Here is a 14431-nt window from a genome sequence, read left to right on the forward strand (position 1 = left end):
GCGAAGAGCGCCGGTTCCTGAAACTCTCCGGGCATCATGACGAACGCTCCCGACCCGATCCTCGGCCGCCGCGCCATGGCGATGCTCGACGCTCTTGCCCGCCACAGCGACGAGCCCGGCCGCCTGACGCGCCTTTATCTCTCGAAGGCCCACCGGGCCGCCGCAGAAGAGACCCTTGGCCTCATGCAGCAGGCCGGGCTTCGCAGCCACATCGATACGCTGGGCTCGGTGGTCGGCCGTCTCGAGGGGTCGAACCCGGATGCCCCGGCCCTCCTCATCGGCTCCCATATCGACACGGTGATCGATGCAGGCCGCTATGACGGCACGCTCGGCGTCGTTCTCGGGATCGTCGCCGTCGAGGCGCTTCGTGAGGCCGGTATCGTCCCGTCCTGTCCGATCGAGGTGATCGCGTTCGGCGATGAGGAGAACGCCCGCTTCCCGACTAATCTTTCCAGCTCCTACGCGCTCTCGGGCAACTACAGGTCGGAATGGCTCGATGGCGTCGATCAAGACGGTGTGACCCTCAGGGATGCCCTGACCGGCTTCGGCGGCGATCCTGCGCGCATCGGCGAGATCGCACGCGATCCTAAGCGCTATCGCGGCTATCTCGAAGTGCATATCGAACAGGGACCCCAGCTCGAAGCGGAGGGCCTGCCCGTCGGTCTCGTTTCGGCCATCAACGGCGTCAGCCGGGCGCGCATGTCGGTGATCGGCGAAGCGGGCCATGCCGGCACCGTGCCGATGACGATGCGGCGCGATGCGCTTGCGGCGGCAGCCGAGATGATCGGCGCGGTGGAGCGCACAGGCGCGATCCGCGAGGACACGGTCGCGACCGTCGGCGTCGCAAAGGTGCAGCCCGGAGCCATCAACGTGATCCCGGCTCGCGTCGATCTCACCCTCGATGCCCGCTCGCCCGACGATGCGGTGCGTCACGCCATGGTGGCGGACATTCTCGCCGAATGCGAAGCCATCGCGGAGAAGCGCGGCGTGACGCTCTCGGTCGAGCCCTTCATGGACTCGCCCGCAACCCCCATGGACCGGGCACTGATCGGCCTGCTGGAAGAATCCGTCCGTGAAACAGGCCTCCCCGCGCGACATCTGGCATCCGGCGCCGGACACGATGCGGTCGCGATGGCGGCCCTCTGTCCGGTCGCGATGCTCTTTGTGCGCTGCAAGGGCGGCATCAGTCACAATCCCGCCGAGTCGATCACCGTCGAGGATGCGGACGTGGCAGCGCGCGTTCTGATCGAGACCGTCCGGAAGATCGTTGCGTGAGCTGCGACATCGCGCTGGTCCCGACGCCCGATGAGGCGATCCACGTTTTCCTTCGCGACAGGCTTCGCGAGTTCAACCGGAATGCGATCGATTCCGGCCATCCCTCCGGCGATCTGGCCGTCATCATTCGCGACGGCGAGAAGGAGCATATCATCGGCGGTTTGTGGGGCCGCACGGGGCGCGGATGGCTGTCCATCGAGCTGATCTTCGTGCCCGAAGAACTGCGCGGACAGGGAATCGCCCGTCGTCTGCTTGCGCTTGCCGAAGCCGAGGGATTGCGGCGCGGCTGCCATTCCGCATGGCTCGACACGCTTAATCCCGAGGCCGCGCTTCTCTACGAACGCCTGGGCTATCGGCGTTTCGGCGAGTTGAAAGATTATCCCGTCGGCAACAGCCGGATCTTTCTGCAGAAGCCGTTGAAAAACAAAATTTAAGCCCGTTCGCGCCATTCCTCGGAGAGGATGGCCCAGCGCTCGTGATCGCGCCATTCTCCGCCGATCCTGAGATAACGCGGAGAGTAGCCCTCCTGCCGGAACCCCAGCCGCTTCGCGAGGGCGCGGGACGACATGTTGCCCGGCTGGATATTCGCCTCGATCCGATGCAGGCCAAGTCCTTCGAACGCATGAGCGACGACGAGCGCGACCGCCTCGCTCATGAGGCCCCGTCCCTGCCAGCCGGCCATGCCGTAGTAACCGAGATAGGCGCTCTGGAAGAGTCCCCGCACGATTTCATTGAGGTTGACGACCCCGACGATCCGCCTGCTTTCGCGCTCCCGCGCGATGAAGCCGAGCGAGCGCTCACCGTCGCTGCGCGCCAGATAAGCCTGGAAGGACACCGCATCGCGACACGGATAGACCCATGGTTCGTGAACGTGGATGCTGGCGAGATTCGCAGCAATGAGCGCTGGACCGTCCGCATCCGATACGGGCCTGATGGCGACACGCAGCGTCATGACTTCTCCCTGAAATTCGGGAACCTTGGCATCTCGTTACCGTTGTCGTCCGTCACTGTAACATACCGAAGGATCGGATTATGCGAGCCATTCTCCTCCCGGCTTTCGCCGCTGCCCTTGGCATGGGGTTCTTTGTCGCTCCCGAAGCGCAGGCCCGTTTCAACGGAGCTCAGGTGCAGGCTCCTTCTCTCGTGGAGGATGTCGCTTGCGTGACGCGCCGCGTCCGGACCGTGCGGCCGAATGGACGCGTCGTCTACCGCACCGTGCGCCAATGCGGCGTGCGACCGGGCTGGCACCATCGTGCGGGTCCCTGCCGCATGATCCGGGAACGCATCGTGCGCCCGAACGGAAGCGTCGTGTATCGTACGGTGCGCCGCTGCCGTTGATCCAACAGCCCTGAAAGGGCCCGGTTTCCGGGCCCTTTTCATTGTCTATTCCAACGCACCGACAGCGTTCTCAACGGCTTCCACGACGGCGCCGGAGCGTACAAGCTCGAGCGCCTGACGCATCTCGGTCGCATACCAGCGGTCGCCATCGAGCGCCGGCGGGATGACGGCGCGGATCGCCTCGAAAGCGGCCGTTGATCCTTTGCCCAGGGGATAATCCTTCGCCACGGGCTCGACGAGCGTGAGGGCCTGCGCGGCCATCAGCAGCTCTCCGGCAATGATCTGCTCCACATTCTCCACGATGGTGCGCGCCTTGCGCCCGCACCATGTCGAGTTCGACACATGGTCCTCGGCATTGGATTTGCCAGGGATGGAATCGACGGAGCCCGGCGTGGCAAGGCCGCGATTTTCCATGACGAGGGCCGACATGGAGCACTGCACCGTGGCGAAGCCCGTGTTGAGGCCCCGCTTGCCGGCCAGGAGATTGCGCGGCAAGCCATAGGACATGGTGGGGTCGATGAGGCGGGCGAGCCGCCGCTCGGAAATCGCGCCGAGATCCGCCATCGCGATTGCCAGGAAATCCATGGCCTGCGCCACGTATTGTCCGTGGAAATGACCGCCCGAAATCGAGACGTAGCCGCCCTCGCCGTTATCGAAGATCAGCGGATTGTCGGTCGCGGAGTTCATCTCCGTGCCGATGATGCGCTCGACATATTCCACAGCCTCGACGGCAGGACCATGGACCTGCGGCGTGCAGCGCAGGGAATACACGTCCTGCACACGGGGCGAGGCCGGCGTGCCGGGCTGGCGCGCCTCGTCGGGGAAGACCACGTCCCGCGCGGCCTGCGAGCAGCGCCGGGACCCGTCGAGAATGCGCAGCAGGTTGCGCGCGATCCGCGCCTGACCGGGATGCGGACGCGCCTTGTGCACGCGCGGATCGAAAGCCGCCAGCTCTCCGCGCATCGCCTCCAGCGAGAGGCACATGGCGATGTCGGCCTGCTTCAGGAGGCGGCGCGCGTCATAGGTCGCGAGAGCGCCGAGGGCGAGGGATGCGGTCGAGCCGTTGATGAGAGCCGAGGCATCCTTGGCGCCGAGCTCGAAATCAGGGTCGAAGCCGGCCTTCGCGATGGCCTCGCGCGCCGGCATGCGACGCTCCTTATAGACCATCTCGGCCTCGTCGAAGCCGCACACGGCGCCCGCCATATGGGCAAGCGGCGCCAGATCGCCGGAGGCGCCCACAGAGCCCTTCTGCGGGATGACGGGGTGCAGGCCGGCATTGAGGAAATCGATGAGCCGCTCCACGAGCTCGACGCGAGGGCCGGAATAGTTGGACGCGAAGGCATTGGCGCGCAGCAGCATCATCGCCCGCGTCACATCCTCCGGAAACGGCTCTCCAACGCCCGTGGCATGGGCATAGACGGACTTGCGCTGATACTCCGCCATGTCGGCGATGAGGACACGCTGGTCCTTGAACAGCCCGACGCCGGTATTAAAGGCGTACATGAGCGGCGCATCGTCATGCATCCAGTGGCTGTCGATATAATCCCGCGTCGCCGCGATCCGCTCCCGGGCCTGCGGGTGCAGGGCCGCCTTCTCGAAGCGCCCTTTGCCGTTGGGGCGCGCTACGCGCACCACATCGCCGATCCTGAGCTTCGCTCCGTCGATCTTGACCGTCATGCTTCGTCCTCGCGTTTCATCGAGGCATAACGGCGCCACCGGCCCGGCGCAACAGGAACCGAATCAAGCCAAGCGCCGGCCGCCCGGCCTGAGACCGGACACCGTGCGTCGGCGCCTACCCTGAAAAGCGACGTTGCGTCCTTGTCAGACGCGGCCGAGACGCTTCGTGGTCTGCGGGTCGAAGAGGTGGACGTTGGCAGGGTCGATGGACAGGGTCAGGCGGCCTGCATCGGCCGAAATCTGGCCCGTGGAGGCCTGCACGACGAAATCGGCCCCGGCGACCTTGCCGTGGAACAGCTGGGTTGCGCCGAGCTCCTCGACGAAGTCGATATCCATGGTCAGGCTGCTCGTACCGGCCGCTCCGGCCTGCACGTCCTCGGGCCGCAGGCCGACCTCGATGGCGGAGCCGGGCGTCAACCCGTCGCGCATGTCGGCGACGGCGATCGATTGGCCGCCGACAGAGACCCGGCCGGGACCCTCGACCTTGCCGGGCAGGATGTTCATGGGCGGGGAGCCGATGAAGGTCGCCACGAAGCGGGTCTCGGGACGGCGATAGACCTCCGAGGGCGTACCGACCTGCTCGATCTGCCCGCCGCTCATCACCACGAGCTTGTCCGAGAGGGTCATGGCCTCGACCTGATCGTGGGTCACGTAGATGGAGGTCACGCCCAGGGCCCGCTGAAGGCGCTTGATCTCCACGCGCATCTGGACGCGCAGCTTGGCATCGAGGTTCGAGAGCGGCTCGTCAAACAGGAAGACCTGCGGCTTGCGCACGATGGCGCGGCCCATGGCGACGCGCTGGCGCTGCCCGCCCGAGAGCTGGCGCGGCTTGCGGTCGAGGAACGGCTCGATGGCGAGGATCCGGGCGGCTTCCTTCACGCGCTTGTCGATCTCGGGCTTCGGGGTGCCCCGGTTCTTCAGGCCGTAAGCCATGTTGTCGTAGACGCTCATATGCGGATAGAGCGCGTAGTTCTGGAACACCATGGCGATGTCGCGCTCGGAAGGCTCGATCTCGTTCACGACGCGGTCGCCGATCTTGACGGTGCCGCCGGAAATCGTCTCGAGCCCCGCGATCATGCGCAGGAGCGTGGACTTGCCGCAGCCCGAGGGGCCGACGAGCACGCAGAAGGATCCGTCCTCGATGCCGAGGGAAACGCCCTTCACGGCCTCGACATTGCCCGCATAGATCTTCCGCACCGTATCGAGCGTTACGCCTGCCATCGTCTCAATCCTTCAAATCGGCTCGGGCCCTTTTTGGCGGCCCGGAATGTCTTTTCGATAAAAATCCGCGCCGCCCCTCGGAAAAAGGGGCGGCTCCGGCCTTACTTTTCCGTTTCCACGAGCCCCTTCACGAAGAGGCGCTGCATGAAGACCACCACCAGGACCGGCGGGATCATGGCGAGAACGGCCGTCGTCATGGCGATCTGCCACTCGGTCAGGGCGTCCTGCGTCGTGATCATCTTCTTGATGCCGATCACGATGGTCTGCATCGAGCTCTTCGTGGTGATCAGGAGCGGCCAGAGATACTGGTTCCAGCCATAGATGAACTGAATGACGAAGAGCGCCGCGATCGTCGTGAGCGACAGGGGCAGAAGCGTGTCCTTGAAGAACCGGAAGGGACCGGCGCCATCGATCTTGGAGGCCTCAAGCAGCTCGTCCGGGATCGTCATGAAGAACTGCCGGAACAGCAACGTTCCGGTCGCGGATGCGATGAGCGGGAGGATGAGGCCCGTATAGGTGTCGAGCAGGCCGAGATCCGCGACGATCTTGTAGGTCGGGTAGATGCGGACTTCTACGGGCAGCATCAGGGTGATGAAGATCACCCAGAACGCCGTCATGCGCAGGGGGAAGCGGAAATAGACCACCGCGAAGGCGGACAGGACCGAGATGAAAATCTTACCGACCGCGATGCCCATCGCCATGATGAAGGAGTTCATCATCATGAGGCCTACAGGCTCGCGGGAGGTGCGAGAGGCTCCGACGAACATCGTCCGATAGTAGTTCTCGGCGGCCTGGTCGCCCGGCACGAGCGGCATGTTGCCGTTGCTGATCGTTGCCGCATCGAAGGTCGAGGCCAGGATCGCCAGGTAGACCGGAAAGGCCACGATGACGACGCCGACGAACAGGACGAAATAGGCGACGAGGTTTCTGTAGCGTCTGTTCTCGACCATCAGTATTGCACCTTACGCTCGACATAACGGAATTGGATGGCCGTGAGTGCGATCACGATGATCATGAGGATCACGGATTGTGCCGCCGAGCCGCCAAGGTCGCCGCCGAGGCGCCCATCCGCATAGACCTTGTAGACCAGGGTGGTCGTCTGGCCGGCCGGTCCGCCGCCCGTCACGGCATCGATGATGCCGAACGTGTCGAAGAAGACATAGACGATGTTCACGACGATCAGGAAGAAGGTCGTGGGCGACAGGAGCGGGAAGATGATCGTCCAGAAGCGCCGGATCGGCCCCGAGCCGTCGATGGCGGCCGCCTCGATCACGCTCTTCGGGATCGCCTGCAGGCCGGCAAGGAAGAACAGGAAGTTATAGCTGATCTGCTTCCAGGTCGCCGAAAGGATCAGCAGGAGCATGGCGTGCTTCGCGTTGAGCATCGGGTTCCAGTCGATGCCCATGGCCTTGATCGGCCGCGAAAGGGTGCCGAGGGTGGGGTGGAACATGAAGATCCACAGGACGCCCGCGATGGCCGGAGCGACCGCGTAGGGCCAGATCAGGAGGGTCTTGTAGGCCTCGCCGCCGCGCAGCTGCTTGTCGGCCTGGGTGGCCAGGAGCAGGGCGCAGGCCAGGGACAGGATGGCGACCGAGGAGGAGAACACGACCGTCGTCATCATCGCCCGGTAATATTCGGGCTGCGCGAAGAGGTGGCGGTAGTTCTCGAAACCGACGAACTCGCTCGAGAGGCCGAAGGCGTCCTCGAGCAGGAAAGACTGCCAGACGGCCTGGCTGGCGGGCAGGTAGAAGAAGATGACCGTGATCGCGAGCTGCGGGAGAAGCAGCGCATAGGGCAGGATCTTGCTGGAGAAGAAAGCTCGTTTTTCCATCGCGCTCAGGCATCCGGTGGCGAGCAGGGCCGAAACCCTGGGTCGCGGTCTGTTTATACAATCATCCCGGGCGACGGTGAGTCGCCCGGGATCAGATCAGGTTCAGTCAGTTAGGTTTAACGGCTGACGGTCCGCTCGAACTGGCGCAGGATCTGGTTGCCGCGGGACACGGCCGCGTCGAGCGCGTCCTTGGCCGACTTCTGGCCGGCCAGCGCCGCCTCGATTTCCTCCGACCACACGTCGCGCAGCTGGACCATGTTGCCGAGGCGCAGGCCGCGGGAATTCTCGGTCGGCTCCTTGGTGGTCAGCTCAATCAGAGGCGTCTGCAGGACCGGGTTCTTCTCATAGAAGCCCGAAGCCTTGGTCTTCTCGTAAGCCGCCTTGGTGATCGGGAGATAGCCCGATTCCTGGTGCAGGCGGGCCTGACGGTCGGTATCGGACAGGAAGGCGAGGAACTTGGCCACACCCTTGTACTCCTCAGCCGACTTGCCGCCCATGACCCACAGGGAAGCGCCGCCGATGATCGAGTTCTGCGGGGCGTCCTTCACGTCCGGATAATAGGGCATCGGGACGGAGGTGTAGTCGAACTTCGCGTTCGCCTTCACGTTGCCGTAGAAGCCCGAGGAGGTCAGGAAGATCGCGCATTCACCCGAGGTGAAGCGGCCCTCGGAGCGGCTGTCGCGGCCCGAATAGTCGAAGGTCTTGTCCTTCTGCAGCTCGATCAGCTTCTCGAGGTGCTTGACGTGGAGCGGCGAGTTGAACTTCAGCTCCGTGTCGAAGCCGTCGAGGCCGTTGGCCTTGGTCGACAGCGGGACGTTGTGCCAGGCCGAGAACTGCTCGATCATGGCCCAGGTGATCCAGGCGGAGCTGAAGCCGCAGGTATTGTGCCCGGCGGCCTTGAGCTTCTTGCCGGCCTCGAACACTTCCGGCCAGGTCTTCGGAATCTCGTTGACGCCCGCCTTCTTCAGCTCGTCCTTGTTGATCCACATGACCATGGACGAGGAGTTGAACGGGAAGGATAGCATCTCGCCCTTGGCGGTCGAGTAGTAGCCCGTGATCGTCGGCAGATAGGCCTGGGGATCGAACTTCTCGCCCGCATCGGCCATGAGCTGGTAGACCGGCTTGATAGCGCCCTTGGCGGCCATCATGGTGGCGGTGCCGACCTCGAAGACCTGCAGGATGTGCGGAGCATTGCCGGCACGGAAGGCCGCGATGCCGGCATTCATGGTGTCGGCGTACTGGCCTTTGTAGCTCACGACGACCTTATAGTCGCTCTGCGACTTGTTGAACTCGTCGGCCAGGCGGTTCACCACGTCGTTGTTGGCACCCGTCATGGCGTGCCACCACTGGATTTCCGTCTGCGCGAAGGCCGAGGTGCTCGTCGCGAGGCCCAGAGCCAACGCGGCGAGGAAGGACTTATGCTTCATAACCGATCTCTCCCTTGTCATCCCGTCAGGGATGTTCTTGTCGTTCATCACCCCGACACGAAGGTGGGATGACGCCTTTGTGACAAAACCATGACAAGCATAGCCGGCTTCAAAATGGAAGCCCTTTCTTCGGTCAGGCTTAATGGCCGCAACGGAACGGTGGGGACCGGTATTCGTTGGACAACCATTGTCCCAACGGAAGACTTCCCATGCCGCATCTGGTGACCGCCCTTTTCGAGAATTCCGGCCAGGCCCAGCGGGCCCTGCAGGCGCTGCTGGAGACGGGAATGACCGCTTCCCGGATCTCCATCGCGGGCATTCCCGAAGGGCGAACCGTCTCGTCGATCTCCGGCTTCCGCACCCTCTCGGCCGGAGACGAGGCAGTCCGCGAACTGCGGGAGCTTTCCCTGCCGGAGGAAGATCTGCATGCCTATACGCGGGCGCTGCAGCGTGGCCGGACCCTCGTGGCCGTCCAGGCGAGCGGGCAGGACCGGGACGAGACGATCAGGATCCTCGAGATGTTCGAGCCCATCGAGCTGGAGGATGGGGGTCGCGCCCCTGAGGCTGGCGGTTCCACGGATAAAGGCGCGGTCGATCCCGGCGCCCCTCTCGCCGCAGGCCTGACGGGCGGCGCGGCCGAGGGCCTGACCAATACTGGGGCCCTGCCGGGCATGGGCGCCATGGCCGAAGGGAGCGATCTCGGAACCGCCGACCTGAGAACGGACGATGCAAGACAGGGCGGCAGCACCCACACGACGGAGAATGCCCGCAACCGGGAGGAGCAGCCCGGCGTCGACGCGCTTCGCAGCGCCGCTGCCGCACCGGGCGGACAGGGCCGCCTTCGTCTCGATACGGCCCGGCGGGGTCCGGTCAGAAGCTACGAGAGCGAGTAATCCCGCCCGCGTCCACCTCTTGGTCAGATGACGTTCCGCTCCAGGAGCGGCCGGTTGGCCAGGACGCGCTCATAGCCGAGCTCGGAGAGGTCCAGCGTCCGGTATCCGCCATGGACGATCAGCTCCGCGAGCCCGCGCCCGACAGCGGGTGCCTGCTGCAGGCCATGCCCCGAGAAGCCGTTGCAGAGGTAGAAATTCTCCATGTCGCCGGCCCGGCCAATGATCGCGTTGTGATCAAGGAGCGACATATCGTAGGGGCCTGCCCAGGCGCGGCCGGGCCGGATGGCCTCGAAGGCCGGAACGCGATGGGCCAGGGACGGCCAGATGAATTCCTCGAAGAACGAGAAGTCGATCTCCTGGCTGGCTGGGTCTTCGTCGTGCCAGTCGGGGTCGAGATCCGCCTCCGGCGAGGCGCCGCAGATGAAGCCGTCGCCCTCCGGGCGTACATAGGCGCCGGACGTGTCGATCAGGAGCGGGCAGTTCTCCACCTTGTCCCGGCAGGTGAAGGTGAAGACGTAGCGGCGCTTGGCCTGGACCGGAATGTCCATGCCCGCCTTCTCGGCGATCGCCCGGCCGCCCGAGCCGGCGCAGTTGATCAGGGCTCCGCAGGCGATGCGCGTGCCGTCGGCGAGGCGCACGGCGACGACGCGGCGCCCTTCCCGCTCCACCGCGACCACCTCTCCCTTGACGTATTCGGCCCCGAGGGAGCGGGCCTTCTTGCGGAAGGCCTGGAGAAGCCCCCACCCGTCGAACCAACCCTCCCCGGTGCGGCCCCAGGTGCCGAGGGCGAGATCCTCCACATTGAGCCAGGGGAAGCGGGCCTTCAGGGCCGCGGGATCCATGAGCAGGATGTCGGCGCCTTCGGCGGCCTGCAGGGCATGGTTCTCCTCAAGGATCGAGGCACCGGCCGGAGACGCGCAATAGAGATAGCCGCCCTCCCGCAGATCGATCTCGGGCCGCTCTCCATCGACGGCGAGGCGCTCCCCGATGCTGCGCAGGAACTGGATTCCATAAAGGGAGATGCGGATGTTCACCGCGCTCGAATATTGCTGGCGGATGGAAGCGGCCGAGAGTGCCGAGGCCGAGAGCCTGTAGGTCGCATCCTTCTCGACGACGACGACGCGTCCTTTGAAGCCCGGATCTGAGAGCAGATGGAAGGCGGTGGAGGAGCCCATCACGGCGCCTCCGACGATCACGACATCGGCAATGCTTTCGGTGGGTGCGGTCATCGTTCGAATTTCGTTGAGAGGATGATGGAGGATTGCGTGCGTTCCACGCCCTCGATCGCGCCGATCCGGTCGATGGCCGTGTCGAGGGAGGGAACGTCCTCAGCCTCTACCACCGCCAGGAGATCGAAGACACCGGCGACAGAGTGCAGCGCGCGCAATTCCTGCATGCGTTGCAAAGCCGCGACGACGCTGGCCGAGGCCTTGGGCGCGACCACGATGGTGACATGGGCCCGCACCATGCGGCGGCTGACCTCCTCGGCCAGGCGGACCGTATAGCCGACGATGATGCCGCGCCGCTCCAGGCTCTCCACCCGCGCCTGGACGGTGGTGCGGGACAGGTCGAGACGCCGGGCTGCCTCGGCATGGCCGATCCGCGCGTTCTCGCGCAGAAGGGCAATCAAGGCACGGTCGGTGGCGTCCAGGGGCATTATGTCCAATCATTACGTCGTTATGCCGTAAACTAGTCGGCTTTTGGTCGACCTGTCTATGGCATTCTGCAGAGACATGCCTTCTTCTGCCCTCATCATTCCGGAGGTCATGTCCATGCATTCCATTCTCGTCATCGGTGCCGGCAAAATCGGCTCCACCATCGCCGACATGCTGTACGAGACGGGCGACTACGCCGTCACGGTCGCGGACGCGTCTGCGGCCGCCCTCGCGGCGGCGGCGCGGGACGGCGTCAAGACGATTCAGCTCGACTTCAACGATGCCGTGGCGCTCCAGGCGGCCCTGAAGGGCCATTATGCCGTTCTCAGCGCTGCGCCCTACCACCTGACCGGTCACGTGGCCCAGGCGGCGCGTCTGGCGGACGTCAATTACTTCGACCTGACCGAGGACGTGGCCACCACGCGCATGGTGAAGGAGCTGGCGGAAGGCGCCTCCACGGCCTTCATTCCGCAATGCGGCCTGGCGCCGGGCTTCATCTCCATCGTGGCCCACGACATCGCGAGCCGCTTCGACAAGCTCGACACGGTGCGCCTGCGGGTCGGCGCCCTGCCGCAATATCCCTCGAACGCCCTCTCGTACAACCTGACCTGGAGCACGGACGGCGTCATCAACGAGTATATCGAGCGCTGCGAGGCTGTGGTCGACGGCCAGCTCCGGGAAGTCCCGGCCATGGAGGAGCTCGAGGAATTCTCCCTCGACGGGACGCGCTACGAGGCCTTCAACACCTCGGGCGGCCTCGGCACCCTGTGCGAGACCCTCGGCGGCAAGGTCCGGAGCCTCAACTACAAGACCATCCGCTATCCGGGCCATTGCGCCCTGATGCGCGTCCTCCTGAACGACCTCCAGCTGCGCAACCGCCGGGAAGTCCTGAAGGACATCCTCGAACAGGCCGTCCCCTCCACCATGCAGGACATGGTCATCGTGTTCGTCACCGTGACGGGCGAGCGCGGCGGCCGCCACGTGCAGGAGACCTATGCCCGCAGCATCTACGGCCAGACCGTCGCGGGCAAGCAGCGCACGGCCATCCAGGTCACCACCGCGGCCGGCATCTGCACCATGCTGGACCTCCTGGTGGCCGGGAAGATCGCGCCGCAGGGCTTCCGCCGGCAGGAGGAAGTGAGCCTCGACACCTTCCTGGCCAACCGCTTCGGCCGGGTCTATGCGGGCGAGCGCCTGGAGACGGTCGAGGACCACTCCTGCGGCAAAAAGCGTCTCGACGCGGTCGCTTAATGATCGAATGACATCATCATCCCGCCCGCTCACGGGCGGGATGATGCCGGGCTTCGTTCCGAAATGGCATGAACCTATTCGGGAAAAGCGGTTCCCACCCGGCCCGATCCTGTTCTAAGACGGTGGCACAAGGGCCGCCGTCGCTTTTGTTCAACGACAAGCGATGGCGGTGGGCCCGTTTCGGGCCCTGACTCCATCCCTATGGGAGATTGACGATGTCTGCGCGAGACCAAGCCGCCCTCAAGTCCGTTCCGGCCGCTCCGGCCCCCGTCGCCGAGGAGGCCCGTGCCATCCTGAAGCGCCTGGGCGTTCCGGACAGCCTGTTTGCACCCTCTGGCCGCCCGGCCGTCTCGCCCATCACGGGCGAGACCATCGTCCATGTGCGCGAAACCACTCCCGACGAGGCCAAGGCCGCCATCGGCCGGGCCGATGCGGCCTTCAAGGCCTGGCGCCGGATGCCCGCCCCAAAGCGCGGCGAATTCGTGCGCCTGATCGGCGAAGAGCTTCGCGCCGCCAAGGACGACCTCGGCCGCCTCGTGACCCTCGAGGCCGGCAAGGTCACGTCCGAGGGCCTCGGCGAAGTGCAGGAGATGATCGACATCTGCGACTTCGCGGTCGGCCTCTCGCGCCAGCTCTACGGCCTCACCATCGCGACCGAGCGCGCCGACCACCGGATGATGGAAACCTGGCACCCGCTCGGCGTGTGCGGCGTCATCTCGGCCTTCAACTTCCCCGTAGCCGTCTGGTCCTGGAACGCGGCGCTGGCCTTCGTGTGCGGCGATTCCGTCGTGTGGAAGCCTTCCGAGAAAACGCTTCTCACGGCGCTCGCCACCCAGGCCATCGTGGAACGCGCGGCGAAGCGTTTCGGCGGCGTGCCGGAGGGTCTCCTGGAAGTTCTCCTCGGCGGCCGCGAGATCGGCGAGATCCTCGTCGAGGACCACCGCGTTCCGGTCCTTTCCGCCACCGGCTCGACCGCCATGGGCCGGCAGGTGGGCCCGAAACTCGCAGAGCGCTTCGCCCGGGCTATCCTGGAGCTCGGCGGCAACAACGCCGCCATCGTGACGCCTTCCGCCGATCTCGACCTGGCCCTGCGCGGCATCGCGTTCGCGGCCATGGGCACGGCGGGCCAGCGCTGCACCACCCTGCGCCGTCTCTTCGTGCACGAGAGCGTGTACGACCAGCTCGTTCCGCGCCTGAAGAAGGTCTATTCCGGCGTGACGATCGGCGACCCGCGCCGTGATGGCGTCCTCGTCGGGCCGCTGATCGACAAGGCGGCCTTCGACGGCATGGAGCGCGCCCTCGATGAAGCCCGCGCGGCGGGCGGCACCGTGCATGGCGGCGGCCGCTACACGCAAGGCGAATGCGCCGATGGCTTCTACGCCAAACCGGCCCTCGTCGAGATGCCGGAGCAGAAGGGCCCCGTGCTGCGGGAGACCTTCGCGCCGATCCTCTACGTGATGCGCTATTCCGACTTCGACGCGGTGCTCGAGCAGCACAACGCGGTGGGCGCCGGCCTGTCCTCGTCGATCTTCACCCTCGATATGCGCGAGGCCGAGACCTTCATCTCGGTGGCGGGCTCCGATTGCGGCATCGCCAACGTGAATATCGGCCCCTCGGGTGCCGAGATCGGCGGCGCGTTCGGCGGCGAGAAGGAGACGGGCGGCGGCCGCGAGGCCGGCTCGGACGCCTGGAAGGCCTATATGCGCCGCGCCACCAACACGATCAATTACGGCAAGACCCTCCCGCTCGCCCAGGGCGTGAAGTTCGACGTCGACGCATAAGCGTCACTTGCTCCGGCCGAGGGTGCCAATGGTGCACCCTCGGCCCTTTCCGTTTCGCCCCCTCCCGTCCCTCTCGCCATTC

General features: G+C 65.4%; 14 protein-coding genes. 6 read left to right on the plus strand and 8 right to left on the minus strand.

Going from position 1 to position 14431, the window contains the following annotated elements; translation table 11 throughout:
• Positions 1-36: 36 nt before the first annotated feature.
• The gene (locus C4E04_RS18745; protein WP_210204585.1) at positions 37-1275 is read left to right on the plus strand and encodes an allantoate amidohydrolase; all 1239 of its coding nucleotides are present in this window, start codon (positions 37-39) and stop codon (positions 1273-1275) included.
• Positions 1272-1709, plus strand: coding sequence for an N-acetyltransferase (locus C4E04_RS18750; protein ID WP_210204586.1), 438 nt, complete (start codon positions 1272-1274; stop codon positions 1707-1709). The genes C4E04_RS18745 and C4E04_RS18750 overlap by 4 nt, the downstream gene beginning before the upstream one ends.
• On the opposite strand, the gene C4E04_RS18755 is transcribed toward C4E04_RS18750, so the two are convergent.
• Entirely contained in the window at positions 1706-2227 is a 522-nt protein-coding gene (locus C4E04_RS18755) for a GNAT family N-acetyltransferase (protein WP_109599902.1), read from the minus strand. The two genes, C4E04_RS18750 and C4E04_RS18755, sit on opposite strands and share 4 nt — an antisense overlap.
• A gap of 80 nt (positions 2228-2307) precedes the next feature.
• Between C4E04_RS18755 and C4E04_RS18760 the strand changes: the two genes are divergently transcribed.
• The gene (locus C4E04_RS18760) at positions 2308-2613 is read left to right on the plus strand and encodes a hypothetical protein (protein WP_109599904.1); all 306 of its coding nucleotides are present in this window, start codon (positions 2308-2310) and stop codon (positions 2611-2613) included.
• Between the two features lie 45 nt (positions 2614-2658).
• On the opposite strand, the gene hutH is transcribed toward C4E04_RS18760, so the two are convergent.
• From hutH to ugpB, 5 genes are all read right to left on the minus strand, one after another.
• Entirely contained in the window at positions 2659-4290 is a 1632-nt protein-coding gene (hutH, locus tag C4E04_RS18765; RefSeq protein ID WP_109599906.1) for a histidine ammonia-lyase, read from the minus strand.
• A gap of 144 nt (positions 4291-4434) precedes the next feature.
• A complete protein-coding gene (locus tag C4E04_RS18770; protein ID WP_109599908.1) occupies positions 4435-5511 on the minus strand; it encodes a sn-glycerol-3-phosphate import ATP-binding protein UgpC in 1077 nt (358 codons plus the stop codon).
• A gap of 101 nt (positions 5512-5612) precedes the next feature.
• A complete protein-coding gene (ugpE, locus tag C4E04_RS18775) occupies positions 5613-6461 on the minus strand; it encodes a sn-glycerol-3-phosphate ABC transporter permease UgpE (RefSeq protein ID WP_109599910.1) in 849 nt (282 codons plus the stop codon).
• Complete coding sequence (ugpA, locus tag C4E04_RS18780; protein ID WP_109599912.1) at positions 6461-7342, minus strand: sn-glycerol-3-phosphate ABC transporter permease UgpA; 882 nt, start codon at positions 7340-7342, stop codon at positions 6461-6463. Before ugpA ends, ugpE begins: the two co-directional genes overlap by 1 nt.
• A gap of 116 nt (positions 7343-7458) precedes the next feature.
• Positions 7459-8769, minus strand: a complete 1311-nt coding sequence (ugpB, locus tag C4E04_RS18785; RefSeq protein ID WP_174219294.1) for a sn-glycerol-3-phosphate ABC transporter substrate-binding protein UgpB — start codon at positions 8767-8769, stop codon at positions 7459-7461.
• 209 nt (positions 8770-8978) lie between these two features.
• Between ugpB and C4E04_RS18790 the strand changes: the two genes are divergently transcribed.
• Entirely contained in the window at positions 8979-9662 is a 684-nt protein-coding gene (locus tag C4E04_RS18790; RefSeq protein ID WP_109599914.1) for a hypothetical protein, read from the plus strand.
• A 23-nt stretch (positions 9663-9685) separates the two neighbouring features.
• Here the strand turns inward: C4E04_RS18790 and C4E04_RS18795 are convergent, their stop codons facing one another.
• Both C4E04_RS18795 and C4E04_RS18800 read right to left on the minus strand, forming a co-directional pair.
• Positions 9686-10891: an FAD-binding oxidoreductase gene (locus C4E04_RS18795; protein WP_109599916.1), complete on the minus strand. Its 1206-nt coding sequence runs from the start codon at positions 10889-10891 to the stop codon at positions 9686-9688.
• Entirely contained in the window at positions 10888-11319 is a 432-nt protein-coding gene (locus C4E04_RS18800; protein WP_109599918.1) for an Lrp/AsnC family transcriptional regulator, read from the minus strand. The genes C4E04_RS18795 and C4E04_RS18800 overlap by 4 nt, the downstream gene beginning before the upstream one ends.
• A 115-nt stretch (positions 11320-11434) precedes the next feature.
• Between C4E04_RS18800 and C4E04_RS18805 the strand changes: the two genes are divergently transcribed.
• Both C4E04_RS18805 and C4E04_RS18810 read left to right on the plus strand, forming a co-directional pair.
• Positions 11435-12568 carry a saccharopine dehydrogenase family protein gene (locus C4E04_RS18805; RefSeq protein ID WP_109601296.1) on the plus strand — a complete coding sequence of 378 codons (1134 nt, stop codon included), beginning with the start codon at positions 11435-11437 and terminating at the stop codon, positions 12566-12568.
• Between the two features lie 215 nt (positions 12569-12783).
• Positions 12784-14349, plus strand: a complete 1566-nt coding sequence (locus C4E04_RS18810) for an aldehyde dehydrogenase family protein (protein ID WP_109599920.1) — start codon at positions 12784-12786, stop codon at positions 14347-14349.
• The last annotated feature ends 82 nt before the right edge of the window (positions 14350-14431 follow it).

The sequence above is a fragment of the Microvirga sp. 17 mud 1-3 genome (assembly GCF_003151255.1).
GTDB lineage: Bacteria > Pseudomonadota > Alphaproteobacteria > Rhizobiales > Beijerinckiaceae > Microvirga.

Excerpts from the sequence above, each read along its gene's own strand:
- C4E04_RS18745 (WP_210204585.1), top strand. The coding sequence starts at position 37 with ATGACGAACGCTCCCGACCCGATCCTCGGCCGCCGCGCCATGGCGATG.
- C4E04_RS18755 (WP_109599902.1), bottom strand. The coding sequence starts at position 2,227 with ATGACGCTGCGTGTCGCCATCAGGCCCGTATCGGATGCGGACGGTCCA.
- C4E04_RS18760 (WP_109599904.1), top strand. The coding sequence starts at position 2,308 with ATGCGAGCCATTCTCCTCCCGGCTTTCGCCGCTGCCCTTGGCATGGGG.
- hutH (WP_109599906.1), bottom strand. The coding sequence starts at position 4,290 with ATGACGGTCAAGATCGACGGAGCGAAGCTCAGGATCGGCGATGTGGTG.
- C4E04_RS18770 (WP_109599908.1), bottom strand. The coding sequence starts at position 5,511 with ATGGCAGGCGTAACGCTCGATACGGTGCGGAAGATCTATGCGGGCAAT.
- ugpE (WP_109599910.1), bottom strand. The coding sequence starts at position 6,461 with ATGGTCGAGAACAGACGCTACAGAAACCTCGTCGCCTATTTCGTCCTG.
- ugpA (WP_109599912.1), bottom strand. The coding sequence starts at position 7,342 with ATGGAAAAACGAGCTTTCTTCTCCAGCAAGATCCTGCCCTATGCGCTG.
- ugpB (WP_174219294.1), bottom strand. The coding sequence starts at position 8,769 with ATGAAGCATAAGTCCTTCCTCGCCGCGTTGGCTCTGGGCCTCGCGACG.
- C4E04_RS18790 (WP_109599914.1), top strand. The coding sequence starts at position 8,979 with ATGCCGCATCTGGTGACCGCCCTTTTCGAGAATTCCGGCCAGGCCCAG.
- C4E04_RS18795 (WP_109599916.1), bottom strand. The coding sequence starts at position 10,891 with ATGACCGCACCCACCGAAAGCATTGCCGATGTCGTGATCGTCGGAGGC.
- C4E04_RS18800 (WP_109599918.1), bottom strand. The coding sequence starts at position 11,319 with ATGCCCCTGGACGCCACCGACCGTGCCTTGATTGCCCTTCTGCGCGAG.
- C4E04_RS18805 (WP_109601296.1), top strand. The coding sequence starts at position 11,435 with ATGCATTCCATTCTCGTCATCGGTGCCGGCAAAATCGGCTCCACCATC.
- C4E04_RS18810 (WP_109599920.1), top strand. The coding sequence starts at position 12,784 with ATGTCTGCGCGAGACCAAGCCGCCCTCAAGTCCGTTCCGGCCGCTCCG.